The organism is Lysobacter sp. TAB13, assembly GCF_052113885.1.
GTDB lineage: Bacteria > Pseudomonadota > Gammaproteobacteria > Xanthomonadales > Xanthomonadaceae > Lysobacter > Lysobacter gummosus.
In genome coordinates this window covers 188,208-212,361 of record NZ_JBFRDR010000002.1, presented here as the reverse complement: position 1 = coordinate 212,361, position 24,154 = coordinate 188,208, and the positions used below count along the sequence as shown (strand labels likewise).

At 67.2% G+C, this 24,154-nt stretch carries 19 protein-coding genes; 7 read left to right on the top strand and 12 right to left on the bottom strand.

The window, feature by feature from the left end:
* Positions 1 to 37: 37 nt before the first annotated feature.
* Both AB4Y92_RS03705 and AB4Y92_RS03700 read right to left on the bottom strand, forming a co-directional pair.
* The gene (locus tag AB4Y92_RS03705; protein ID WP_441818423.1) at positions 38 to 1,144 is read right to left on the bottom strand and encodes a FecR family protein; all 1,107 of its coding nucleotides are present in this window, start codon (positions 1,142 to 1,144) and stop codon (positions 38 to 40) included.
* Positions 1,122 to 1,823, bottom strand: coding sequence for an RNA polymerase sigma factor (locus AB4Y92_RS03700; protein WP_441818422.1), 702 nt, complete (start codon positions 1,821 to 1,823; stop codon positions 1,122 to 1,124). The genes AB4Y92_RS03705 and AB4Y92_RS03700 overlap by 23 nt, the downstream gene beginning before the upstream one ends.
* A gap of 129 nt (positions 1,824 to 1,952) precedes the next feature.
* Between AB4Y92_RS03700 and AB4Y92_RS03695 the strand changes: the two genes are divergently transcribed.
* Complete coding sequence (locus AB4Y92_RS03695) at positions 1,953 to 3,014, top strand: cyanophycinase (protein WP_441818421.1); 1,062 nt, start codon at positions 1,953 to 1,955, stop codon at positions 3,012 to 3,014.
* A gap of 43 nt (positions 3,015 to 3,057) precedes the next feature.
* The gene (locus tag AB4Y92_RS03690) at positions 3,058 to 4,116 is read left to right on the top strand and encodes an isoaspartyl peptidase/L-asparaginase family protein (RefSeq protein WP_441818420.1); all 1,059 of its coding nucleotides are present in this window, start codon (positions 3,058 to 3,060) and stop codon (positions 4,114 to 4,116) included.
* A 159-nt stretch (positions 4,117 to 4,275) separates the two neighbouring features.
* Here AB4Y92_RS03690 and AB4Y92_RS03685 read toward each other — a convergent pair whose 3' ends face one another.
* The 4 genes from AB4Y92_RS03685 to AB4Y92_RS03670 form a co-directional block, all read right to left on the bottom strand.
* The gene (locus AB4Y92_RS03685; protein WP_441818419.1) at positions 4,276 to 5,142 is read right to left on the bottom strand and encodes a DNA alkylation repair protein; all 867 of its coding nucleotides are present in this window, start codon (positions 5,140 to 5,142) and stop codon (positions 4,276 to 4,278) included.
* 123 nt (positions 5,143 to 5,265) lie between these two features.
* On the bottom strand, positions 5,266 to 6,234 hold the full coding sequence (locus AB4Y92_RS03680) for a TerC family protein (protein ID WP_441818418.1): 969 nt from the start codon (positions 6,232 to 6,234) through the stop codon (positions 5,266 to 5,268).
* Between the two features lie 372 nt (positions 6,235 to 6,606).
* A complete protein-coding gene (locus AB4Y92_RS03675; protein ID WP_441818417.1) occupies positions 6,607 to 8,085 on the bottom strand; it encodes an alpha-L-fucosidase in 1,479 nt (492 codons plus the stop codon).
* A gap of 42 nt (positions 8,086 to 8,127) precedes the next feature.
* Positions 8,128 to 8,502, bottom strand: a complete 375-nt coding sequence (locus tag AB4Y92_RS03670; RefSeq protein WP_441818416.1) for a hypothetical protein — start codon at positions 8,500 to 8,502, stop codon at positions 8,128 to 8,130.
* On the opposite strand from AB4Y92_RS03670, the gene AB4Y92_RS03665 reads away from it, so the two are divergent.
* A complete protein-coding gene (locus AB4Y92_RS03665; RefSeq protein WP_441818415.1) occupies positions 8,480 to 9,814 on the top strand; it encodes an alpha-L-fucosidase in 1,335 nt (444 codons plus the stop codon). The genes AB4Y92_RS03670 and AB4Y92_RS03665 overlap by 23 nt on opposite strands.
* A gap of 240 nt (positions 9,815 to 10,054) precedes the next feature.
* A complete protein-coding gene (locus tag AB4Y92_RS03660) occupies positions 10,055 to 10,513 on the top strand; it encodes a hypothetical protein (protein WP_441818414.1) in 459 nt (152 codons plus the stop codon).
* A gap of 92 nt (positions 10,514 to 10,605) precedes the next feature.
* On the opposite strand, the gene AB4Y92_RS03655 is transcribed toward AB4Y92_RS03660, so the two are convergent.
* From AB4Y92_RS03655 to AB4Y92_RS03635, 5 genes are all read right to left on the bottom strand, one after another.
* Positions 10,606 to 12,354, bottom strand: a complete 1,749-nt coding sequence (locus AB4Y92_RS03655; protein ID WP_441818413.1) for a DNRLRE domain-containing protein — start codon at positions 12,352 to 12,354, stop codon at positions 10,606 to 10,608.
* Positions 12,355 to 12,822: 468 nt separating this feature from the next.
* Positions 12,823 to 13,599: an FKBP-type peptidyl-prolyl cis-trans isomerase gene (locus AB4Y92_RS03650; RefSeq protein ID WP_441818412.1), complete on the bottom strand. Its 777-nt coding sequence runs from the start codon at positions 13,597 to 13,599 to the stop codon at positions 12,823 to 12,825.
* A 37-nt stretch (positions 13,600 to 13,636) separates the two neighbouring features.
* Entirely contained in the window at positions 13,637 to 15,274 is a 1,638-nt protein-coding gene (locus tag AB4Y92_RS03645) for a multicopper oxidase family protein (protein ID WP_441818411.1), read from the bottom strand.
* Positions 15,275 to 15,441: 167 nt separating this feature from the next.
* Entirely contained in the window at positions 15,442 to 15,930 is a 489-nt protein-coding gene (locus AB4Y92_RS03640; RefSeq protein ID WP_215057684.1) for a hypothetical protein, read from the bottom strand.
* 987 nt (positions 15,931 to 16,917) lie between these two features.
* Positions 16,918 to 20,112 carry an efflux RND transporter permease subunit gene (locus AB4Y92_RS03635; protein WP_441818410.1) on the bottom strand — a complete coding sequence of 1,065 codons (3,195 nt, stop codon included), beginning with the start codon at positions 20,110 to 20,112 and terminating at the stop codon, positions 16,918 to 16,920.
* Between the two features lie 265 nt (positions 20,113 to 20,377).
* Here AB4Y92_RS03635 and AB4Y92_RS03630 point away from each other — a divergent pair, with 265 nt between their 5' ends.
* The gene (locus AB4Y92_RS03630) at positions 20,378 to 20,965 is read left to right on the top strand and encodes a TetR/AcrR family transcriptional regulator (RefSeq protein ID WP_441818409.1); all 588 of its coding nucleotides are present in this window, start codon (positions 20,378 to 20,380) and stop codon (positions 20,963 to 20,965) included.
* A gap of 350 nt (positions 20,966 to 21,315) precedes the next feature.
* Complete coding sequence (locus tag AB4Y92_RS03625) at positions 21,316 to 21,990, top strand: hypothetical protein (RefSeq protein ID WP_441818408.1); 675 nt, start codon at positions 21,316 to 21,318, stop codon at positions 21,988 to 21,990.
* 17 nt (positions 21,991 to 22,007) lie between these two features.
* Here the strand turns inward: AB4Y92_RS03625 and AB4Y92_RS03620 are convergent, their stop codons facing one another.
* Positions 22,008 to 22,382, bottom strand: a complete 375-nt coding sequence (locus AB4Y92_RS03620) for a hypothetical protein (protein ID WP_441818407.1) — start codon at positions 22,380 to 22,382, stop codon at positions 22,008 to 22,010.
* On the opposite strand from AB4Y92_RS03620, the gene AB4Y92_RS03615 reads away from it, so the two are divergent.
* The gene (locus AB4Y92_RS03615) at positions 22,381 to 24,132 is read left to right on the top strand and encodes an ABC transporter permease (protein WP_441818406.1); all 1,752 of its coding nucleotides are present in this window, start codon (positions 22,381 to 22,383) and stop codon (positions 24,130 to 24,132) included. The two genes, AB4Y92_RS03620 and AB4Y92_RS03615, sit on opposite strands and share 2 nt — an antisense overlap.
* Positions 24,133 to 24,154: the final 22 nt, after the last annotated feature.

Sequence of the window (24,154 nt, the reverse complement as noted above, 5' to 3'; positions counted from 1 at the left end):
ATCGAGAACCGGCGCGGATAAACGCCGCGCGCGGCGCTCAACGGCTGTGCAGCACGATCCGGTCGTGCAAGCGCTCGGCCCGCACCGGCATCGCCTGTTCCAGCAGGCCGACGAAGACCTCGGCATTGGACCAGCGGAAATTGCCGCCCACGCGCAGCTCGCCGGCGGCGGTGTCGCCGATCACCAGCTTGCGCGCGTTGTAGCGGTTGAACTCGGCCGCGGCCGCGGCCAGCGGCGTGTCGCGGAACACCAGATAGCCGTTGCGCCAATCCACCACGCGCTCGGCCTCATCGACCGACACGCTGCGCACCAGCACGCCGTTGGCGCCGGCCAGGGCGATGCTGCCGGCCGGCAACAGCGTGGTCGGCTGGCGATGGCCGTCGATGGGTTCCGATTCCAGGCGCACCGTGCCTTCGGTCACAACCACACGCAGGTCGCCGCCGTCGCGGCGCACGGAGAAATGCGTGCCCACCGCGACCACGCGGCGGCCGCCGGCTTCGACCGCGAACGGCCGGCCCGGATCTTTCGCGACATCGAAGAAGGCCTCGCCCTGCTGCAGCTGCACCCGGCGCTGCGCGCGCGACAAGGCGACGTCGATGCGGCTGTCGCTGCTGAGCGTGGCGCGCGAGCCGTCGGCCAGCGGCACGGTCGTCAGATCGCCGATGGCGGTGCGATAGGAGGCCTGCTCGACCGTGCCGTAAAGCGACCAGCCCCAAAACATCGACAAAGCGACCACGCCCACCGCGGCGGCCGCGGCCAAACGCGCGCCGTAGCGGCGAGGCGCGCGCGGACGCGGCGCGAACACCAGCGCATCCGCGCGCACCGGCGATCCCGCCGGCGCAGGTTGAGCGGCGTCGGCATCGCCATCTTCGGCATCGGCCGCGGGTTCGGCGCGCGCCGCGAACGGCGGCGCCGTCCACGCGCCGCGCTCGGGCATCTGCCCCGGCTCGGTTCCCGCCGCCAGCGCCTTGAGCCGGTCGCCCTCGCTCCAGGCCGCGCTCAGGCGCAGGAACGCGACCCGGTGCGCGGTCGATTCCGCCAGCCAGGCATCGAGTTGCGCTTGCGACTGCGCCGACCAATCGCCGCCGTCGCGGCGGGCGAGCCAATCGGCGGCCGCCTGTTCAATCTGTCTGCTTCCTGCCATGTCCGCGATTCCTGTCGTCCGGCGGTTGCCGCGTGTTGTCCTGCCGAACCTGCTGCGCGGCCGCGCGCGGCGATGCCGGCGGCAGCGCTTCGCCCCGCTTCGAGCGCCCCGTCCCCGGGCCCCCGCCTGCCTCGATCGCGCTCGCCGGCTCCATCTCGGCCAGGGCCTGTGCGCCGCCGTAGTAATGCTCGGCGAGCAGGCGCATGCCCTTGGCGATCTGTTTCTCCACGGTCTTCTCGGTAATGCCCATGCGCAGCGCCACCTGTTTCTGCGGCAATTCCTCCACCCGCCGCAGCCACACCACCTGCCGGCAACGTTCGGGCAGGCGGTCGAAGGCTTCCGCCAGGCGCCGCAGGTTCTGCCGCGCGCCGTGCCGGCGTTCGGGAGAGACCTCATCTACCAAGACGTTCAAGGACTCGAAATCACCCACCGGCTCGATCGACACCACCCGGCCGCGGCGCAGGCGGTCGGTCATCAGGTGCCGCGCGGTCGCGAACAGAAACGATTTGGGCTGGTGCGGGCGGGATTTGCCCGCGGCCTCGTAGACCCGCACATAGACTTCCTGGCGCAGGTCGTGGACCTCGTCGCCCTGCGACCACCAGCGCCGCAGGTAATGCACCAGCGCCTCTTCGTGCACGAGGATTTCGCTGGTGAACCAGGCGTCGAGGGCGGTGTCCATGCGCCGACATTAGCCCAGCGCCGGGGCCGCCGTCATGCTCGCGCGCCGCTCACGGCCGATGCGCGAGCGTCGTGGGGGATCGTTGCGCCCTGCTTCGTCATGGCTAACGATCCGTCCCGGAGACCGAGCATGCAGGGTTCGTCGAAGTGGTTTGGGGGCGCGATGGCGCTGATGCTGGCGTGGCTGTGCGCCAGCGGCGGCGCGGCGGCGCAGATGCCGGCGACAGCGCCCGCGAGCGCCGCGCCGGCCGACGACGCGCAGCGCGAGGGCTATCGCTACTACCAGATCGGCGATCTCGCCGCGCCGCGGCCGGCGCCGACCCGCGCCGGGATGATGCTGGTCGGCGGCGGCGATTGGCCGCGCGAGGCCTTCGCCTGGATGATCGAGCGCGCCGGCCACGGCCGCATCGTGATCCTGCGCGCGTCCGGCGCGGCCGAAGCGCAGAACGAATTCTTCCGCGACCTCGGCGGCATCACCGCCGCGCAGACCTTGGTGTTCGAAGATCGCCGCGCCGCCAGCGATCCGCGCGTGCTGGAGATCGTGCGCGGCGCCGACGGCATCTTCATCGCCGGCGGCGATCAATCGCGCTACGTGCGCTACTGGAAAGGCACGCCGCTGGCGCGCGCGCTCGACGCCCACGTGCGCGCGGGCAAGCCGATCGGCGGCACCAGCGCCGGGCTGGCGATCCTGGGCGCCTACGCCTACGGCGCCATGGACGGCGGCAGTGTGGTTTCGCAGGCGGCCTTGGACGATCCCACCGGGCCGAAGCTGACCTTAGTCGACGATTTCCTGCACCTGCCGTATCTGCAGCGCGTCATCACCGACAGCCACTTCGGCAAGCGCGACCGCCTGGGCCGGCTGATCGCCTTCCTGGCGCGGCTGTCGCAGGATCATCGCCGCGACGATCTGGTCGGCCTGGGCATCGACGAATACACCGCGCTGTGCATCGACGCGCACGGCGAGGGCCGCGTGTTCAGCGGCAACGGCGGCAAGGTCTGGCTGGTACGGCCGAGCCTGCGCGCCGATGTCTACGCGCAGGGCGCGCCGCTGAGCCTGCGCGCGGTGCCGGTGATCGGCGTCGGCGCGGACAGCACCTTGCGCATGCGCGACTTCAAGGTCGAACGGCCGGCGTTCTCAGAGCTTTATGATGTCGAATCCGGGCAACTGATCCGCCGCGAGCCCACCGCCTGAGCGCGCCGGCCCCGACCGCCCGTCCCGCCCCTGGAGCCGAAAGATGAAGAACCCGCCGCGCCGCCGCTGCTCGAACCGTTTGTTGGGATCGGCCGCATTGTCGATCGCGTTGTCGCTGGCGCTGGCGCCGGCGGCGCTGGCCGCGCAACCGGTGCTGGTGATCCACGGCGGCGCCGGGGTCGAACGCGCCGGCCTGAGCGAGCAGGACGAAAAAGACGCGCGCGCCGCGCTGGAGCAAGCGCTGCGCGCCGGCCACGCGCAACTGGCCGCCGGCAAGCCGGCGCTGGAGGCGGTCACCGCCGCCATCACCGTGCTGGAGGACGCGCCGCAGTTCAACGCCGGCCGCGGCGCGGTGTTCACCCACGACGGCAAGAACGAACTCGACGCGGCGGTGATGGACGGCGCCAGCCTGCGCGCCGGCGCGATCGCCGGCGTGCATCGGGTCAAGAACCCGATCCTGCTCGCACGCACGGTGATGGAGAAATCCAAGCACGTGATGATGACCGGCGACGGCGCCGAGGCCTTCGCGAAGGAAAACGGCGTGACCCTGGTGGAGCCTTCGTACTTCCGCACCGAAAAGCGCTGGCAGCAGTTGCAGAAAGCGCTGAAGGAAGAAGCCGCCGGCCAGGCCCACGCCGACATCGAAACGGCGAAGCATTTCGGCACCGTCGGCGCGGTCGCGCTGGATGCGCAGGGCCATCTCGCCGCGGGCACGTCCACCGGCGGCATGACCAACAAGCGCTACGGCCGCGTCGGCGACGCGCCGATCATCGGCGCCGGCACCTACGCCAACGCGCGCTGCGCGGTCTCGGGCACCGGCTGGGGCGAGTACTACATCCGAGCGGTGGCCGCGCACGAGATCTGCGCGCGAGTGCAGTACGCCGGGCAAAGCATCCGCCAGGCCTCCGAAGGCGTGATCAACACCGACATCCCCAAGGCCGGCGGCGACGGCGGCGCGATCGCGCTCGGCAGCGACGGCAGCTTCGCCTTGCCGTTCAACACCGAGGGCATGTACCGCGGCTGGATCGGCGAGGACGGCGTGCCGCATGTGGCGTTGTTCAAGGATGAGAAGTTGGCTGAGCCGGGGGCTAAGGCTCGCTGACACGCTACTCGGAAACATCTGTTGGAGCCCCTCTCCCGCTTGCGGGAGAGGGGTTGGGGTGAGGGCCGCCCGGCGACAGAGCTTCAAGCAACGGCATTCGCGCCTGCGGCGCTCATCCCCTCACCCCAGCCCTCTCCCGCGAGCGGGAGAGGGAGTTGATCAAGATCTTTTGACGGCCCGAGGTTTCTTCGCCAACCGCGCCAACACCGCCGCGCTGCGCAGTTCGCGCAGCGCGTCCTTGCCGACCCAACGCGGCGCGGCTTCTTTCGAGTCCGCCAACCGCGTTGCCACCGCGACCGCGGCGCCATGCAGGGCGAGGTTGCGCTTGCCGATCGAGCGCAGCGCCCAGTTGATCGCCTTCTTGACGAAATTGCGTTCGTCGCCGGCGTGCGCTTCGATCAGTTCCAGGCCGCGCAGGAACAGCGCGTCCTCGGCCGCCTTGTCGTGCACGGTCTTGCTGGCCAGCATCGCGAACGCGGCGCGGCGCACGTATTCGTCGCGGCGCGGCGCCCATTGTTCGATCTTGCGCCAGGCCAGCGGGCTGCGATCGAACAAGGCGAAGCAGATCGTGTCGCAGACCGCCCAGTTGTCGAAGTCGCGGCTCCAGGCGTCCATCTGGGCGGCGGTGACTTGGGCGGGATCGTCGAGGTAGGACGCGAGCAGCCGCGCTTCGTACCAGCCGCTTTTCCATAGCGCGGCGGCGAGTTCGTGGTCGCGGCCCAAACGTTTGGCGATGGCCTGGATCGAACCCATGGGCACGCCGAAGGCGCGGTCGGTTGGAATGGCGTAGCGCGCCAAGCCGTCGCGATAGGCTTGGCTGGACGAGGTCCTGAGTTGATGCAAGGCGTCGTCGAGACGGTGCGCGAGCGGCGGCGCGGATGCGGTGGGGCGAGGTGCGGCCTTCTTCGCGGGCGTTTTCTTCGCCGCTGCTTTCTTCGCGGGCGCCTTCTTTGCAGGCGCCTGCCTGGACGCGACTTTCTTCGCCGCGGCTTTTGCGATGGTCTGGCTGCTGGCGGTTCGGGCCATGTCGCGACACCGTCGAAAGGGTGGAAACGAAAAACGGACCGCGACGCCAATGTAACCATCGGCGCCGCGGCCCGCCATGTCCCTTTATCGGCGTTTCGGCCGCTCAGCCGGCCGCCGCGGCGATCAGCTCGCGCCGGCGTCCGGCTTGGCCGGCGCCGGCTTGATCAGGCTGAGCACCACCGAGCTGCCGATGATCGCCGCCACGCCCAGCAGCGAAACCAGGATCGGCACCTTGTAGATATCGATCAGCAGCATCTTGGTACCGATGAATACCAGCACCAAGGCCAGGCCGTACGGCAACAGGTGGAAACGGTCGGCCATGCCCTGCAGCAGGAAGAACATCGCGCGCAGGCCCAGCACGGCGAACACATTCGAGGTCAGGACGATGAACGGATCGCTGGTGATGGCGAAGATCGCCGGGATCGAATCCACCGCGAAGATCACGTCGGTGACGCCGATCAGCACGATCACCGCGAACAACGGCGTGAACCAGCGCTTGCCCTCGCGCATGATCGACAGCTTGCTGTCGTGGTAGTCGTCGGTCAGGCGCAGATGGCCGCGCATCCACTTGAGCACCGGATTGCTGTCCAGGTCCGGCGCCTTGCCGGCGGCGAGCAGCATCTTGATGCCGGTGATGACCAGGAACGCGCCGAACACATACAAAATCCAGTGGAACTTGGCCAGCAGCAAAGCGCCGGCGAAGATCAGGATCGCGCGCAGCACGATCGCGCCGAGCACGCCGATCACCAGCACGCGCTGGCGCTGTTCCTCGGGCACGGCGAAGTACGAGAACAGCATCAGGAACACGAAGATGTTGTCGATCGCGAGCGACTTTTCGACCAAGTAGCCGGTCAGAAATTCAAGCCCGACCCGGTTGCCTACTTCAGCGCCCGCCTGCTGGCTCACCCACCACCAAAGCCCGACATTGAACACCAAAGCCAGCGCGATCCACCCCACGCTCCACCAAGCCGCTTCCTTGAAGGTCACCTTGTGCGGCCCGCCGTGGCGCATCAGCACCAGATCGACGAGCAGCGCGACCACGACGAAGGCGGCGAACGCGCCCCATAGCATCGGACTACCGATGGTTTCCATTTGTATCTCCCGGATAAAAGAAACGCCTCATGGCCGCGGGCCACGAAGCGTCATCCGGTGGAGATCGGGAGACGTGCCTTCGCCGCTTGCGGCGAAGGTCTTGCTCGCATCCGGCCGACGCGTGGCCGGGGGTCGGATGCCTGTCGCACCGGGGTCGTGGACCCGTAATGACGATACGACAGTTGGGAGCTACTCCCCTTCTGGTGCAACCATAGCATGTGGGAGGCTGAATTGCAGTTCAGAATCACGGACTTAGCGCGCCGAGGTCTCTGTAGGAGGGGCTTCAGCCCCGATGCCTTTCGATCAGGCGCGGCGATCGGAGCGGAAAGCAACGGGGCTGAAGCCCCTCCCACAGAGATATCTCGGTTCAGATCACGCCCGGCCGCTGTGATACAAGGCCACCGAACTCAGCGCCGGGGTCGCATAGGCGAACTCGACCTCCAGGCGCAGCCGCTGCGCGCGCACCGGGTCGAAACGCTCCAGGCGCTTGCAGCCCACCGTCGTGCCCCAGGCGAAGGTCTGCCAGCGCCCGTCGCGCCAAGCGTCGAAGCGGTGATTGGCGATGTGCTGTCCGTGTTCGATCGCCTCGGTCAGGCACAGCGTGTCGAACTCGATCGGGCGGTCGAATTCGAACTCGATCCAACCCGCGCGCGCCGGCACTGCCGGCATCCAGTAATGCTGCAGATCGCGGTGGAGCACATGCGCGGGCGGATGCGCGTCGGCGCTGGAACTGGCGCGCACGCGCGCGGCGGCCAGCAGATTGCCGCCGGCGAAGATCGCTTCGCGTTTGCGCGCGAACTGCGCCAGGTTCGCCACGTCGGTATCGTGGAAGCGGCCGGCGCGGGTCGGCGGCACGTTCAGCAGCAGCTTGCTGTTGCGGCCGACCGAGCTGAAATACAGATCGATCAAGCCATCGGCGCTGCGAACCTTGGCGTCTTCGGCCGCGTGCCAGAACCAGCCCGGACGGATCGACACGTCGGTTTCGCCCGGCCGCCACACCGCGCCCTGCGGATCGCCCTGCTGCAAGGCTTCGCCGATCCAGGGCCGGTCGAAACCGGCGTGCGGCACGCGCGCGGGATCGACCATCGACCAACAGGTGCTGCCGGCCACGCCGCGTTCGTTGCCGATCCAGCGCAGGTCCGGGCCGGCGTCGGAAAAGATCATCGCCTGCGGCTGCAGTTCGCGCACGGTGCGATGGATGCGCGGCCAGTCGTAGGCCTGGCGCTTGCCGTTGGGGCCCTCGCCGTTGGCGCCGTCGAACCAGACTTCGACCACCGGGCCGTAGTTGCTCAGCAGTTCGCTGAGTTGCGCGATGTAGAAATCGTCGTAGGCCTTGCCGCTGCCGTAGCGCGGCTCGTGCCGGTCCCAGGGCGAGAGATAGAACCCCACGCCGAGGTTTTCCGCGCGGCAGGCCTCGACGAACTCGCGCACCACATCGCCCTGGCCGCCGCGCCACGGGCTGCTGCGCACGCTGTGCTCGGTGGTCGCGCTGGGCCACAGGCAGAAGCCGTCGTGATGCTTGGCGATCAGGATCAGGCTGCGAAAACCGCCGGCCTTGGCCGCGCGCGCCCACTGCCGCGCGTCCAGGTCGCTGGGATCGAACACCCGCGGGTCTTCCGTGCCTTCGCCCCATTCGCGATCGGTGAAGGTGTTGACGGTGAAGTGCACGAACATCGCCAGCTCTTCGCGCTGCCAGGCCAGTTGCTGCGGGCTCGGCCGCGGCCGCGATGGCGCCGCGTCGGCATCGTTGCGCGCCTGCGGCGCCGGAGCGCCGGCCAAGGCATCGGCCAAAGGTGCCGCGCCCAGCGCGGCGACGGTGGAGGTGGTCACGAGAAAGCGGCGACGATCCATGAAACTCCTGCGGTCGGTGAACGCGACGATGATGGTCGAAGTCTAGTGCGGATCGGTGCGAGGTTCGCCATCGGGCGACGCGATGGCGTCAACATGCGGCGTTTGGATTTCTTTTGACGCATGCGCGCACTTTTGATTTTTCCGCGCATGTCCAAATCGATTCAAACATCGACAAAACCCGGTCGCCGATTCATGGCGCTGACGATGCGCAACGGTTGACTGCATCGCCCCGCATTTGTTCCGATGCGGTTCGCCCTGTGCCGGAAGCGCTTCGATGTCCTTCGCGATTGTCCAAAGTTTCGCTTCGCGCGCCGTGAGCGCAGCGCTGGCCTGTGCTGCGTTCGCCTCGCCCGCAATCGCCGCCACGCCCGCCGCGGCGGTGCCGAAGCCGGTGGTGACCGCGCCCAGCGAAAGCAAGGCCGCGTTCGACGCACGCATGCGCTGGTGGCGCGAGGCGCGCTTCGGCCTGTTCGTGCACTGGGGCCTGTACTCGGGCGCGGCCGGACGCTGGAACGGCCAGCCGATGCAGGGCACGGCGGAATGGATCGAGCGCACCGCGCACGTGCCCACCGCCGAATACGCCCGGCAGATGCTGCCGCTGTTCAAGCCCAAGCCCGGCTTCGCCCGTGAGTGGGCGCGGCTGGCCAAGCAATCGGGCGCGAAGTATCTCGTGTTCACCAGCAAGCACCACGAAGGCTTCGCCCTGCACGACAGCGCGGTCAGCGACTTCGACGCCAAGGACGCCACCGGCCGCGATCTGGTCCGCGAAATCGTCCAGGCCGCGCGCGCCGAAGGCCTGAAGGTGGGCCTGTATCACTCGGTGATCGACTGGCATCACCCGGCGTATCCGTATCGCGATTTCGCCCGCCTGGAACACCCGCTGCCGCATCCCCTGGAAAAAGCCGGCGACAAGGAAGATCCCGACTACGCCAAGCGCGCCGACCTGAAGGCCTATCAGGACTTCCTGCACGCACAGGTGCGCGAGTTGGTAGAACACTACGGCCCGATCGACGTGCTGTGGTGGGACTACTCCAATCCCGGCGCCGAAGGCGAAACCTGGCGCGCGAGCGAACTGATGGCGATGGTGCGCAAGGCGCAGCCGGGCATCGTCATGAACAATCGCCTGTATCGCTCGCTCGGCTACGACGATCCGCAGGGCAGCCTGCAGTGGTTCGATCGCGCCCACGGCGATTTCACCACGCCCGAGCAGGCGATTCCCGCGCGCGGCGTGGCCGGCGTGGACTGGGAAGCGTGCATGACGATGAACGGCACCTGGGGCTACAGCGCGCTGGATACGAAGTGGAAGTCCACGCGCGAGCTGGTGCGCGATCTGGCCGACACCGCCAGCAAGGGCGGCAATCTGTTGCTCAACATCGGGCCGATGGCCGACGGCACCGTGCCGCCGGCGAGCGTGCAACGCCTGCGCGAGATCGGCGCGTGGCTCAAGCGCAACGGCGATTCGATCTACGCCACCCAGGCCAATCCGCTCGATGCGGTGGACTGGGGCCGGATCACCGCCAAGGACGGGCGCTTGTACCTGCACGTGTTCGAGCGCCCGGCCGGCGGCGAGCTGCGCGTGCGCGCGGCCGGCGCGCAGCGCGCGCGATTGCTCGACGGCGGTCGCGAACTGAGCGTTCGCCGCGACGGCGGCGACGCGCTGATCGCATTGCCTGCGACGCTGCCCGATAGCATCGACACGGTGATCGAATTGGCTCCGGCCGAAACTTGAGACTTTCGGAACCACAACTCGTTCATGTATCTGATCGATGCTCGCCCGCGCGGGTGCCGTAACGCGTACGGCTTGTGTCGCGCCGGGTCAGTTTGTCATGGTTCCGCCGGCCTCCATCACAATTCACACGCGATCAAGCGCAAGAAATAGGCTTTATTTTTCAAATTCTTAGCACTTCATTCATCACGCCGTCTTTACGTAATGCCCTCGTAAATAGCAAGGACGTCAGGGGCGTCATTCATGAAAAACATCGAAGTTTTCAGCATTGCCACTGCTCGGATCTGCGCCGCGGCGCTCGAGCAGCATCCCGTCGTAGCGCGCTTCAACGCCGAGGAATCGGCGCGTCACATGCCGGGTGTCGACCCGTCCAATCGCGAGGCCATGGCCGCGGCGGTGCTCGCCTGCGGCGCGACGTTCGAGTGGTTGATGGACGAGGGATATCTGCGCAGCACCGCCTGCGTCAAGGAGTCGTTGAACGGCGTTCCGTTCGTGCACGTGGCGCTGCGCTATCGCCTGACCGAAAAAGGCCTGGCGATTCTCGGCGCACACACCAGCACCGCCGACGAAAGCCGGACCATCGGCGAGCGTCTGATCGCCGCGGTCAAGCTCGGCGGCGCCGAACGCATCAAGGAATCGGTCAAGCTCATGCTCGGCACCGGCGCCAATGCCAATACGCGTCCGGTTTTGCAGATGAGCTGAATCGAACACGCGGCACCACCGATGCAAACGACAACGCCCGCGATTCGCGGGCGTTGTCGTTGTTGCTGCGCGAGGAAGATCGCTGCGTGCGTTTACGGCGTGGTGTAGCTCAGCAGCAGCTGCGGCGCGTTGGCGCCTTCGCGAGCGGACCAGTCCACGCCGTCGGTGACGCCCGAGGCCGGCACCAGGATCACGCCGTTGTTGGCGACCGCGCCGGAGGCCCAGTTCTTGACCAGTTGCAGGCCGGCGGCGTTGAGGGTGACGTACTGCGCGCCGGTCGCGTTCGGCGTGACCGAACCCAGCTTGGTGCCGTAGGTGGCGCCGCTGTAGGTCGCGTTCGCTTCGGTCCAGGCGGCGGTGACCTGATACAGATCGTAGGCGCCGGCGGACTTGTCGCTGACCTGCAGCTTGACCTGCGCGCCGGTGAGGTTGAGGCCGTTGGCGCTGGACACGTTCCAGCCCATCAGGCCGCGCAGCACCTGACCGCCGTCGCTGCCGTCGGCGAACAAGGTCGCGCTGTTGTCGCGGGTGCCGCCGGATTTGACCGTGACGTCGCGCACCGCGTTGAGCGTCAGCGACTGCGACGGGCTGCCGCCCTTGTTGCAGGTGCCGGTGAAGTGATCGGTGTAGCTGCTGCCGGCGCGCGGCACGAAATCGCCGGTGTAGCCGCTCGCGGTCAAGGTCAGCTTCAACACGCCGAAGGTGCTGGCGTTGCTGGCTTCCAACAGCGGGTGGCTGCCGCTGATGCTGTAGAACGCGCGTCCGCCGGTGCCGACCAGCACCTGGCGGATGCCGTCGCTGGCCGCGGCCTGGCTCGGATTCATCTTGCCGTAGCGCTGGTAATTGTGGTCGTGGCCGACCAGCACCAGATCGGCCTTGGCCGCGTACAGCGCGTCCCAGAACGGCTTGACCTGGGTGTAGCCGCTGTAGCTGCCGCGGCTGACCAGCGGATGGTGGAAGTAAGCCGCGGTGCAGGGCTTGGTGTTCGCCGCCAGATCGCTCTTGAGCCAATTGATCTGCGCGGACGCGACGGTGCCGCCGCTCATGGTGTTGAGGGCGATGAAATGCCAGTCGCCCACGTCCCAGCTGTAATAGCCCTTGCTGCGATCGCCGGCCGGGCCGGTCTGGTTGCCGACACCGTTGAAGTAGTCGAAGTAGCCGCTGGCTCCGGTGGTGCTGTAGTCGTGGTTGCCCGGCGACGGGCTGGTCAGCGCCTTGAAGCGGCCCCAGGTCGGCGCGTAGCGGTTGTTGTACTCGCTCAGCGTGCCGCTGTTGTAGGCGTTGTCGCCGGCGGTGAACACCGCGGTCGGATTGATCGAGACGATCAGATCCGACGTGCCCTGGCAGGCATTGCCGCTGGTGTCGCAGATGTCGCCGGCGCCGGCCACGACCACGGTGGCCTTGTCCAGCGGCACCGCGCTGTATTCGTAGCGATCGAGCTGGAAGGCGCTGTCGGGCTGGCTGAAGTAAGGCTTGATGTCCACGCACTCGCCGCGCAGCGCGCGGGTGGTGAAGCTGCGCTGGTTCCAGTGCTGGCCTTCGAACACCAGCTTGTCGCCGCCGCTGCTGGTCAGCACCAGCGAGTCGTAGCCCGACAGCTTGAGCTGCTTGAAGCCGACCCGCAGCCACTTGGCGCCGGTCTCGCAGACGCGGTCGGAAACGGCCTGGGCCAGCGGCGTGGCGCGCAGCGCGGACGCGGCGGCGATCGGCTTGCTGTGGGTGTCGTCCTCGGACAGTTGCAAGGTGCGCTGGCCGGCCTGCGCGGGGGCTAGCACGGCGGCGCCGATCAATAACGTGGCGATGGCGCCATGGGCGGTCGCGCCCTTGAGCTTGAGGTTCACTGGCTGTCTCCGAAGACGGGGAGTGGCTGGGACGGGATCGCGACGTTGCGACATGCGATGGCTGCGGAGTGTGGCCGGAAAACTGCTACACGATTGCGACGGATTTCGCGGCCGTTGCTCGCCTGGCTGAGGTTGCGGTCACAAGTTGGGCGCTTGGGCGGGTGGAATGTCGGGTTGTGGCGATCTGAGCGAAAAGCGTCGGGGCTCAAGCCGCTCCCACAACAGACTTCGCGGCTTCGCGCGATCGTTCTGAAAAGTGTGCCTGCGCGGTGTGGCTATCGATGTCAGTGTCGATGAATAGTCACAGCGATAGTGCCAACAGGTGAGCGGCCCATCGGCGCGACAGGCCAACGACGTCTGTTGTGGCAATCGAGGCCGGTTGTGGAAATAACTTCAGCCCCGATGCTTTCGCTTTGTGGGAGGGAGCTTCAGCCCCGATGCTCTCCGCTCAGATCGCGAAAACCCGCCTCACTCATCATGCACAGGCACACCCTCGCCCGCGATCTCCAACAACTCGATCTCGAAATCCAACACCGAATTCGGCTCGATCTGCCCGGCCAGGCCGCGATCGCCATAAGCCAGCTTGGCCGGAACCCAGAACCGGTACTCCGCGCCCGGCGACATCAGTTGCACGCCTTCGGTCCAGCCGGGCATCACCTGCGCCAATACGAATTCGGCCGGATGATCGGTGTCGTAGGTGCTTTCGAACTTGCTGCCGTCGAGCAGCCGGCCGAGGTAATTCACCCGCACCGTGTCGCTGGCCTTGGGATGCGCGCCCTTGCCTTCGCGCAGCACCTGATACTGCAGACCCGAGGCCGTAGTCTTGACCCCGGCGACCTGCGCGTTCTTCTTCAGGAACGCGTCGCCGGTTTCCAGATTGCGCGCGGCCAGCGCCTTGACCTGCGCATCGTGCGCGCCACGCAGATGTTCGCTGAAGCCTTCGCGGATCTTCTTGCTCTGCGCATCGTCGAACAAGGACGCGCGCCCGGCCTGGGCGTCGCGGATCGCGCGCAGCACCAGCTCGGTATCGAGTTCGCCGCGGATCGGCTCGATGCTGGCGGCGAAATCGCGGCCGACGATGTAGCTGATTTTTGCTTTCTCGCTGCTCACCTGCGCCGCGGTCAGCGCCGGGGCTGCGGCCGCGTTTTCGGCGCCCTGGTTCGAATCCTTCGAAGCAGTGCAGGCGCTCAGCGCCAACAACGACGACAACGACAGCGCGAGCGGGGACAGGGACGGACGCGGCATACGAAAGCTCCAGGAAACGGCGTGCGGATTATCGGGATCAGTCCGTCACCGCGAACGTCAGCATCATGCCCATGTCCTCGTGTTCGAGGTTGTGGCAATGAAGCATGTAGCGCTGGGTGCCGGTGAAGGGTTGCGAGAAATCGATGGCCAGCCGCACGATCTCGCCGGGCCAGACCACCACGGTGTCGTTGAATCCCATGTCCTGCGGATTCAAACCGCCCGGCGTGACCTGGCGGCCGCGGATGTCGGGCGGGCTGATCGCGCGCGACAACACGCGGAACTGGAAGCCGTGCAGATGGATCGGGTGCGGCATGCTGGTCATGCTGTTGCGGATTTCCCAGACCTCGCGGCTGCCGCGCTTGATCGAGAACGCCGGCTCGTGACCGTTGATGTGGAAGTTCCAGTCGTTGATGAACCAGCGGCCTTGCTCGTCCATGCGCAGGCGCAGCGCGCGCAGCGGCCAGTCGCCGGTGTCGGGCAGCGGCGCGATCTTCGAGATCGCGCTCAGCTCCGGCAACCGCGCCGGCGGACGGTCGCGCGGCGCGCAATCGATCACCCGCAGCTCCATCAGGTCCAGCGCCTCGCCCATCGCCGCAGCGCCGGGGTGGTCGCCCATCGGATCGGGCAGGAACGCGCCCGACTCGTCTTCGTTTTCCATCGCCACGTATTCCAGGCTGCGCAGCACGACCTTGTCGCCGGGCGCGAGCGCGCTGAAATCGACCAGCACATCCACACGCTGGGCCGGCGCCAGGAATACGTCGTCGATCGGCCAGGCGCGTTCGAGCAAACCGCCGTCGCAACCGATCAACTGCATCGGCAGCACCTTGTCGCCGGCCTGGAAGCACGGCCGCAGCAGGCGCGCGTTGGCGACGTTGGCCAGGCGGAAGCGGTACCAGGCCGGGATCACCTCCAGATACGGCTCGGGCGTCCAGTTGACCAGCACGCGGTTGCCGATCCAGTCGTCGGCGCCGTCCTTGTAGACGATGGCGTTGTCGGCGGCGACCTGCTTGTCGCTGATCATCAGCGGCAGATCGCGTTCGCCCCAACGCATGCCCAGGCGGGCGCGCAGGGCGAGTTCTTCTTCGTCCTCGATCAACAGCAGCCCGGCCAGACCGCGCTGCAACTGCACGCCGGTGCGGCCGTGCGGATGGGCGTGATACCAGTACAGGCCGGCGCGGTTGTCGATGCGCAGGCGATAGCGGCGGCGCTGTCCGGCCGCCAGCGGATGCAGGCCGCTGCCGTCGTTGGCTTCATCGACCGACAGGCCGTGCCAGTGGATGGTGGTGGCTTCGCTAAGGCGATTGTCGAGGCCGACGTCGATGACATCGCCGCGGCGCGCGCGCAGCAGCGGATTGATCGCCTCGCGTCCGCCGACCTTGCCGACGTAGGACCACAGCGTGGTCGCCGCGCCCGGGAACAGGCCCTGGGCGATGCTCTGCGCGCTCAGGTCGAGGGCGTGGTTCAGATCGATCTGCGCCATCAGGCCTTCGCCGCCGGGCAGGCGCAGCGGCTGGACGAAGCGCGCCTGAGGCGGCAGCAACTGCAGATCCGGCGCCGAGGCCAGCGTGTGGCCGTGGCCGCCGGTCCAGCGCCACATCGCCACCGGGCCTGCCACGGTCGCCGCTCCGCCCACGGCGAGGCCGATGAGGAAACGGCGGCGTTGCGGATCGCTCATCGGTACGCGGTCCCCATGGTCTGGCGGGTTTCGGCTGGGCGGGTCGGACGGTTCGCGCATGGCCTGCGCGAGCGACCCGCCATCATCCACGTCGCAGGTTGCAGTTTCCGCCGGCGCGCTGCGCTTCTGTGACGCGGGTCAATGCCGGAGCCCCGCCCGGCATTGGCTCAGAGCGAATCGTCGAGCTTGGCCTGCCAGACGCGATCGCCCATTTCGTGTTCTTCCACGCCGGCGAAGAAGCTTTCGCCCAGGACCTCGTAATCGGGCTCGCTGTCGCCGCGCCAGTCCAGGAACTTGGGCCGGTGCACGGCGAAGCCCTGCGGGTGGGCGGCGTTGCGATAGGGGATGGCCAGGGTCATGGCGAGGTCGTTGGCGTAATCGCGCACGGCCAGGATCAGCGCATCGGTGCGACCCGAGGGCAGGGTGATGTAGCCGTCGTGGACCATGACGGCGTGGCGGGCCTCGTCGGGATTGAGCGCCAGCCGCGCGCGCGCCTCGCCGACGCCGGTCTCCGGTTCTTCGGTGGCGTAACGGGCCATGTGCCGCGCGCCTTCGGCGGTTTCGAAGGCGTACATCGGAATCAGGGTTTCGCCGTCGGCGACGCTCCACACGCCATGCGCGGCGAAGAAGCCGGCCAGTCGGATTGCTTGTTGCACTCGTATCCCCTCGACGCGATCGCGATCGTCCCCCCACCGGGCGGACCCGGCGGCGTCACTTTACACGGTGGGGGCGGGGGTTTGCCTCCTGAAAAAGCGGCTGATCTGTTCTTGCCTTGCCTTGCCTTGCTTGGCCTTGCCTTGCTTGGCCTTGCCCTGCTTGGCCTTGCTCAGCCTTGCCTTGCTTAGCCTTGCCTGGCTTTGCCTTGCTTAGCTTTGGCTGGGCGCCGCTAGTAACTCGCGAGACCAGGGACACCCGGAGGGCGGCGCACATGGACGTGCGCCGGGTCCCACCTTGGGCAGGATGCCCAATGTGGGACCTGCCTGCGTCGGCATCGCACTCGTGGCTTTTGACTCGAAACAGTCAATGCGTTTTCTTTGGTTACTTTCTTTGTCGCTTTGGACAAAGAAAGTGACCCGCCGCTCCATGGCGGAAGCTTTAGGCGTTTGATCTTGCCTGAGGCTTCTAAGAGCCTGAGGCCATGACAGAAACAACCAGTCCTGCGCACTGCCTCCTACCGTCATTCCCGCGAACGCGGGAATCCAGTGCCTTTCGTGCGAGAACGTTTGAAGTCTCTGGATTCCCGCGTTCGCGGGAATGACGAGCAAAAGAAGCTTGAAGCAAGATCAAACGCTAAACGCTTCCGCCATAGAGCGGCGGGTCACTTTCTTTGTCCAAAGCCACAAAGAAAGTAACCAAAGAAAGGGCTTTAGGCTGTTTCGAGTCAAAAGCCACGAGTGCGGTGCTCGCGCGGGCAGGTGCCACATTGGGCATCCTGCCCAAGGTGGCACCCGGCGCACGTCCATGTGCGCCGCCCTCCGGGTGTCCCTGGTCTCGCGAGTTACAAGCTGCGCCCAGCAACGACAACAGCAACAGCAACAGCAAATCCGAAGCACACAGCTAAGCGAAGCTGAGGCAAAGCAAGATCTCGGCAACAACAACACCAACAGCAACGGCAACGGCAACGGCAACGAGCAATGGTTCGCTCAGGCAAGAGGCAGCGTCGCCGCGGGATTTACAGACGCCGGAAGCTGCGGTACTCGCTCCTGCCCCAACGCCCTCCGGCTCACCCACTTACGCAACGCCACATAAAACACCGGCGTCAGAAACAAACCGAACAAAGTCACCCCCAACATCCCAGCGAACACCGTCACCCCAGTCGCCGCACGCACCTCACTGCCCGCGCCCTGACCAAACAACAGCGGCACAGTGCCGGCGATAAAGGCGATCGAAGTCATCACGATCGGCCGCAAACGCAAGCGGCACGCCTCCAACGCCGCCTCGACGATCCCGCGTCCCTGCAACTCCAGTTCGCGCGCGAACTCGACAATCAGGATCGCGTTCTTGCACGCCAACCCCATCAACACCACCAGCCCGACCTGCACGAACACATTGTTGTCGCCGCCGCTCAGCCACACACCGGCCAGCGCCGACAGCAAGGTCACCGGAACGATCAGGATCACCGCCAACGGCAATGTCCAGCTTTCGTACAACGCCGCCAGCACCAGGAACACCAGCAGCACCGCCAACGGAAACACGATTAACGCCGCGCGGCCCTGGGTCGCCTGCTGATAACTCAGGTCGGTCCATTCGATCTGCATGCCGTTGGGCAAGGCCTTGCGCGCCAGTTCGGTCAAGGCGTCCATCGCCTGCGTGGACGACAGCAGGCGCGGATCGGCTTCGCCGACCAGGTCCGCGGCCGGGTAGCCGTTGTAGCGGATCACCGGGTCCGGGCCGTAGGTTTCGCCGAAACTCACCATCGATCCCAGCGGCACCATCTCGCCGCGATCGTTGCGCACGCGCAGTTGCGCGATGTCCTCAACACTGTCGCGATGCGCGCCGTCGGCCTGGGCGATGACCTGATAGGTGCGGCCGAAACGGTTGAAGTCGTTGACGTAGGCCGAGCCCAGATAAGTCTGCAAGGTATCGAACACCTCGCTCAGCGGCACGCCCTGGGCCTTGGCCTTGAGCCGATCGACGCGGGCATCGAGCTGCGGCACGTTGGCCTGATAGGTGCTGATCGGATAGCCCAGGCCCGGCACCTGCGCGATCGCCGCGTTGTAGTCGTTGAGCGCGTTCTGCAAGGCGCCGTAGCCTTGGCCGTCGCGATCCTGCACATACAGCGCATAACCCGAACCGGTGCCCAGGCCGAGGATCGGCGGCGGCATGAACGAGAACGCCAGCCCCTCCTGCAACGCGGAGAATTTTTCGTTGAGCTCGGCGTTGATCGCCTCCGCGCTGCGGCCGCGCTGGGCGAAGGGCTGCAGTTCGAAGAACAAGGTGCCGGTGTTGGGCGTGTTGGTGAACTGCAAGGGGTTCAGGCCCGGATACCCTTCCGACGCGTGCACGCCTTCGGTCTTCATCGCGATCTCGCTCATGCGCCGGATCACCGCGTCGGTGCGCGACAAGGACGCGCCCTCCGGCAGCTTCACGCCGCCGATCAGATACAGTTTGTCCTGGGTCGGAATGAAACCGCCCGGCACCGCCTGGAACATCACCCCGCTGCCGACCAGCAGCGCCAGATACACCGCCAACACCGCGCCGCGACGGCCCAGCAGCCGCGCGATCGCGCCGTGGTAACGCTGCGAGCCGGTCTTGAACCAACGGTTGAACGGACGGAACAGCCAGCCGAACAGGCGCTCGATCCAGCGCGACGGCGCATCCTTGGCCGCGCCGTGCGGCTTGAGCAGCTTCGCGGCGAGCGCGGGCGACAAGGTCAACGAATTGATCGCCGAGATCACCGTCGATATGGCGATGGTCACCGCGAACTGCTTGTAGAACTGGCCGGTCACGCCCGACAGGAACGCCATCGGCACGAACACCGCGCACAGCACCAGGGCGATGGCGACGATCGGCCCGGACACCTCGCGCATCGCCTGATGCGCCGCCTCCAGCGGCGTCAGGCCCTGCTCGATATTGCGCTCGACGTTTTCCACCACCACGATCGCATCGTCCACGACGATGCCGATCGCCAGCACCAGACCGAACAGGCTCAGGGTGTTGATCGAAAATCCGAGCACGTACAAGGCGGCGAAGGTGCCCACCACCGACACCGGCACCGCGATCAGGGGAATGATCGACGCGCGCCAGGTCTGCAGGAACAAGATCACCACCAGCACCACCAGCAGCACCGCTTCGCCGAGCGTGGTCACCACCGCCTTGATCGAATCGCGCACGAACACGGTCGGGTCGTAGACGATGCGGTACTCCAGCCCCGGCGGAAAACGCTTGGCCAGTTGCGCCATGCGCTCGCGCACTGCGTCCGACAGCGCGATCGAATTGGCGCCGGGCGATTCGAAGATGCCGATGGCGACCGCATCGACGTTGTCGAGCTGCGCGCGCATGGTGTAGTCGCCGGCGTCGAGTTCGACGCGGGCCACGTCCGCCAGCCGCACGATCTCGCCGCCCTCGCCGCTCTTGATCACGATCTGCTCGAACTCGGCCTCGCTCTGCAGCCGGCCCTGGCTGTTGATCGGGATCAGGAATTCGTTCGCGCCCGGCATCGGCTCGGCGCCGAGTTGCCCGGCCGAAACCTGCACGTTCTGTTCGCGGATCGCGCGCACCACGTCGCCGGCGCTGAGCCCGCGCGCGGCGATGCGGCCGGGGTCGAGCCAGATACGCATCGCGTAGTCGCCGCTGCCGAACATCTGCGTCTGGCCGACGCCGGGCAGCCGCGCCAGATCGTCCTTGAGCTTCAAGGTCGCGTAATTGCGCAGGTACAGCGAGTCGTACTTGCCCTGCGGCGAGACCAGATGCACCAGCATGGTCAGCGTCGGCGATTGTTTCTGCGTGGTCACGCCCTGGCGGCGCACGTCCTCGGGCAATCGCGCCTGCGCCTGGCTGACGCGGTTCTGCACCTGCACCTGCGCTTGGTCGGGATCGGTGCCGGGCTTGAAGGTGACCGTGGTGACCAGCACGCCGTCGGTGCCGGCCACCGACTTCATGTACATCATGTCCTGCACGCCGTTGATCGCTTCCTCCAGCGGCGTGGCCACGGTCTGCGCGATCACCTTGGGGTTGGCGCCGGGATAGACCGCGCGCACCACCACGGTCGGCGGCACCACGTCGGGGTATTCGCTGACCGGCAGCATCGGCAGCGCGATCAGGCCGGCGGCGAAGATCAGGATCGACAGCACCGCGGCGAAGATCGGGCGGTCGATGAAGAAGCGGGAGAAGTCCATGGCGGGTCCGTGGGCGGCGCGAAGCCGCAAGAGGTCGCAACCGGCGTGGCGACGCCGATCGGTGGCAAGGTTCGGTTGGGCGCGGCGATGCGCGGTTTAGACGGCGAAAACGCGGGTATTCATAGGCCGGACACCTGAGGGTTGCGAGGTCGCGGCGTCGCCCCGCACCGGGGCTGCGCCACAAGCTACGATTGGTAAGTTACCAACAGTAAGATACGATTACCCCCGCGCTGTCAAGCGCTTCGTTCCCACGAGACCGCCCCGCATGACCGAGACCACCGCCCGCCGCCTGCCCAAGGCCGAGCGCCGCGAACAATTGCTGGAAACCGCGATGACGATCGTGCGCGAGCAAGGCACCGATGCTTTGACCTTGGGTTATGTGGCCGAACGCGCGGGCGTCAGCAAGCCGATCGCCTACGAGCACTTCGGTACCCGCTCGGGGCTGCTGATCGCGCTGTACAAACAGATCGACGAACGCCAGGCGTCACGGCTGGCGCAGGATTTCGAACGCACGCCCAAGCGCCTGAGCGATGTGGCCAAGCTGATGGGCGACAGCTACATGAGCTGCTTCCGTACCGCCGGCCCGGAATGCCACGCCATCTTCGCCGCGCTCAAGGGCGATGAGCAGATGGAGCGCGTGCAGCAGGAACTGGTGGCCGGTTACGTCGCGTCCTATCGCGATCTGCTCGCGCCGTATTCGAAGGTGGACGAAGAAGAACTGCGCCGCCGCTGCGTCGCCATCATCGGCGCCGGCGAAGCGCTGTCGCGCGAGATGAGCCATGGCCGCGTCGAGGAAGCCGAGGCGGCGGCGACGCTGACGGCGTTGATCCAGGGATTGATGGCGCGCGGCTGAGCGCCGCGCCCACCGTATTAACCGACCCTGGCGAATCGCGCCGCCCGCATCGTAATGGGGTTGACCCGGCCGCGCGGCGCGAGGATCATGCGCCCCGCTAACCCCCTTCCCCGCCCTCCAGAGGCCAACACCTTGGACAGTCGATCTAGACCTACGCTGCAGCGCACTCGCTGACGGATCGCCACAGGTCTGGGATGTCCCAGGTCGGCACCGTTCGCGAAGAACGGAGCCGCAATCGCCGAACCCCACTCGCCCGCCGGGGTTCGCGCGTCTCTACCCGCACTGCAGTTTCCATCTGAAGACACCTGCCAAGGTGGCCTTTGGCGTTTCCGTTCGTCCGGAGATCGCCGATGTCCACGAAGACCGCATTCGTCCTGATGGCGGCGTTCTCGCTCGTGCCCGTGGGCGCGGCGCGCGCCGGCGCCAGCCTGTACGTCGATGACGCCGCCATCGTGCCGGCCGCGCAGTGCCAGCTCGAAAGCTGGCTGCGCGCGTCCGCGCCGGGTCGCGAGCTGACGCTGGTGCCGGCCTGCAATGTCGCCGGCACCGAGTTCGGGCTGGGCCTGAGCGATTACGCCCATCCTGCGCAGGCGCATGTCGCCGCGTTCGGCGCCAAGCGCGTGCTGCATGAGGCGCCGTCGCGACGCTGGGCGCTGGCTGCGTCGCTGGGCGCGAATTGGAACGCGCCGCGCGGCGGCTTCGACGGCTGGAATTTCAATCTGCCGCTGAGCGTGGCCGGCGATGCCGCCGGCCGGACGTACTGGCATTTCAATCTGGGCTGGAACGCGCCGCGTCGCGGCCGCGATATGGCCAGCGCCGGCATCGGTGTGGAGCAGGCCTTGCGCGATCGATGGAGCGTGCTGGCGGAAGTTTTCGCCGAGCGTCGCGGCGGCCGCATCGCCCAACTCGGGCTGCGCCGCGGGTTCGGCGCCGATCACAGCGTCGATGTGCTGATCGGCGATCACAGCGACCACGGGCGAAGTCCGTGGCTGACCCTGGGTTTCAATTTCGCATTGCCGCGCTGAGCGCCGGCGCACCTCACTCATCGAGGTCGATCATGATCATCAAGCGTTTCGCCGTTGTGCGCGCCATCCACGGCGCACAGATTCAACACCTCCTTCAATCGCCCGTTCAACCGGCGATTCAACCGCTGTGCGTCGAAGCCATGGCGACGAACGTCGCCTCGCATCCGCGCGCGCAGAACCTTCCGGCCGATAACAACCCCAAGTTGATCGCACGCTGGCAACGCAACCCCGTCAACGGCCTCCTCGAATGCCGCTGGCTCAGCGCCCCGGTCGCCGCCGGCGACGACGAACCTCCGCCTGTCGCCTGCCCGCGCGCAATTTTCGCTCGCGCCGCCGTCCGCGCAGATCGCACCGGCGGCGCCGTTCCACTGAGCCGAATCGAGGTTCGCCATGAAGTCCGCACTCCGTCCACGTTCGCAGTTCCCGCTCCTGGCCGCGCTCGCGCGCGCCCGGGTGTGGCCCAATGTCTATGACCTGATCGCGTTCGCGTTGCTGATCGCCGCCGCGGCCTTGCTGGCGCACGGCGCGGCCGCGGCGCGCGATCCGCTGGCGCTGCTGTCGCAGCATCCGGTCTCGCTCGCTCCCTCGCACCTGCCCGAGTACGCGCTGCGCACCACCTTGCGCATGTTCGCGGCGATGCTGGCCTCGCTGTTGTTCACCTTCCTCATCGCCACCTGGGCGGCGAAGAGCCGGCGCGCGGAACGCATCATCGTGCCCGCGCTCGACATCCTGCAGTCGGTGCCGGTGCTCGGTTTCCTGAGCTTCACCGTGACCTTCTTCCTCGGCCTGTTTCCTGGGCGCCAGCTCGGCGCCGAATGCGCGGCGGTGTTCGCGATCTTCACCAGCCAAGCCTGGAACATGGCGTTCTCGTTCTATCAGTCGCTGCGCACGGTGCCGCGCGATCTCGACGAGGTCAGCCGCGGCTTCGGCCTGAGCGCATGGCAGCGCTTCTGGCGCCTGGAGGCGCCGTTCGCGGCGCCGGGGCTGGTGTGGAACATGATGATGTCGATGTCCGGCGGCTGGTTCTTCGTGGTCGCTTCCGAGGCGATCACCGTCGGCGACACCACGGTCGAGTTGCCGGGGATCGGTTCGTATCTCGCCATGGCGATCGCGCAGAAAAATTTCGCCGCGGTCGGCTGGGCGGTGGCGGCGATGGCGGTGTTGATCGCGCTCTACGATCAGTTGCTGTTCCGGCCCATCGTCGCCTGGGCGGACAAGTTCCGGGTCGAGACCACCGCCGGCCAGCAGCGCCCGCGTTCGTGGGTGTACGAGTTGGCGCGTCGCACGCGCCTGGTCAAGCGCGCGCTGCGGCCGCTGGCGTGGCTGTGGCAGCGCGCGATGCGGCTGCGCTGGCGCCGACGCGCGATCGCCGCCGCGCCGTCCGCCGCGCGCGCGACGAACTGGATCGATCGCCTGTGGCTGGCCGCGGTGCTGGCCCTCGCCGCCTGGGGCGCGTGGTACGCCTTCGACTACGGCCGCCAGACCTTGAACGCCAGCGATGTCGCGCAAGCCTTCGGCGGCGCCCTGGCGACCTTGCTGCGCGTGGCGGTGCTGATCGCGATCGCGAGCCTGATCTGGGTGCCGGTCGGCGTGTGGATCGGATTGCGTCCGCGGCTGGCCGCGCGCGTGCAGCCCTTGGCGCAGTTCCTTGCCGCGTTTCCGGCCAATGTGCTGTTCCCGGTGGCGGTGATCGCGATCGTCTCCACTGGCGCCGATCCGGACATCTGGCTGTCGCCGCTGATGGTGCTGGGCACGCAGTGGTACATCCTGTTCAACGTCATCGCCGGCGCCAGCGCGTTTCCCACCGACCTGCGCGAAGCCTCCAGCGTCTACCGCCTGCGTTCGTGGACCTGGTGGCGGCGGGCGATCCTGCCGGGAATCTTTCCTTACTACGTCACCGGCGCGCTGACCGCGTCGGGCGGCTCGTGGAACGCGAGCATCGTCGCCGAACTGGTGCATTGGGGCGATCAGCGCGTGCAAGCGCACGGGCTGGGCGCCTACATCGCCCGCGCCACCGAGGCCGGCGATTTCCATCGGGTGATGCTCGGCGTGGCGGTGATGTCGCTGTTCGTGACGCTGTTCAATCGCGCCGTGTGGCGGCCCATGTACGTGTACGCCGAACGCCGGCTGCGGCTGGATTGAGCACGCACCCTCTTTTCGTTCA

Coding starts and splice junctions, on each gene's coding strand:
- AB4Y92_RS03705 (WP_441818423.1), bottom strand. CDS start 1,144: ATGGCAGGAAGCAGACAGATTGAACAGGCGGCCGCCGATTGGCTCGCC.
- AB4Y92_RS03700 (WP_441818422.1), bottom strand. CDS start 1,823: ATGGACACCGCCCTCGACGCCTGGTTCACCAGCGAAATCCTCGTGCAC.
- AB4Y92_RS03695 (WP_441818421.1), top strand. CDS start 1,953: ATGCAGGGTTCGTCGAAGTGGTTTGGGGGCGCGATGGCGCTGATGCTG.
- AB4Y92_RS03690 (WP_441818420.1), top strand. CDS start 3,058: ATGAAGAACCCGCCGCGCCGCCGCTGCTCGAACCGTTTGTTGGGATCG.
- AB4Y92_RS03685 (WP_441818419.1), bottom strand. CDS start 5,142: ATGGCCCGAACCGCCAGCAGCCAGACCATCGCAAAAGCCGCGGCGAAG.
- AB4Y92_RS03680 (WP_441818418.1), bottom strand. CDS start 6,234: ATGGAAACCATCGGTAGTCCGATGCTATGGGGCGCGTTCGCCGCCTTC.
- AB4Y92_RS03675 (WP_441818417.1), bottom strand. CDS start 8,085: ATGGATCGTCGCCGCTTTCTCGTGACCACCTCCACCGTCGCCGCGCTG.
- AB4Y92_RS03660 (WP_441818414.1), top strand. CDS start 10,055: ATGAAAAACATCGAAGTTTTCAGCATTGCCACTGCTCGGATCTGCGCC.
- AB4Y92_RS03650 (WP_441818412.1), bottom strand. CDS start 13,599: ATGCCGCGTCCGTCCCTGTCCCCGCTCGCGCTGTCGTTGTCGTCGTTG.
- AB4Y92_RS03645 (WP_441818411.1), bottom strand. CDS start 15,274: ATGAGCGATCCGCAACGCCGCCGTTTCCTCATCGGCCTCGCCGTGGGC.
- AB4Y92_RS03635 (WP_441818410.1), bottom strand. CDS start 20,112: ATGGACTTCTCCCGCTTCTTCATCGACCGCCCGATCTTCGCCGCGGTG.
- AB4Y92_RS03630 (WP_441818409.1), top strand. CDS start 20,378: ATGACCGAGACCACCGCCCGCCGCCTGCCCAAGGCCGAGCGCCGCGAA.
- AB4Y92_RS03625 (WP_441818408.1), top strand. CDS start 21,316: ATGTCCACGAAGACCGCATTCGTCCTGATGGCGGCGTTCTCGCTCGTG.
- AB4Y92_RS03615 (WP_441818406.1), top strand. CDS start 22,381: ATGAAGTCCGCACTCCGTCCACGTTCGCAGTTCCCGCTCCTGGCCGCG.
- AB4Y92_RS03620 (WP_441818407.1), bottom strand. CDS start 22,382: ATGGCGAACCTCGATTCGGCTCAGTGGAACGGCGCCGCCGGTGCGATC.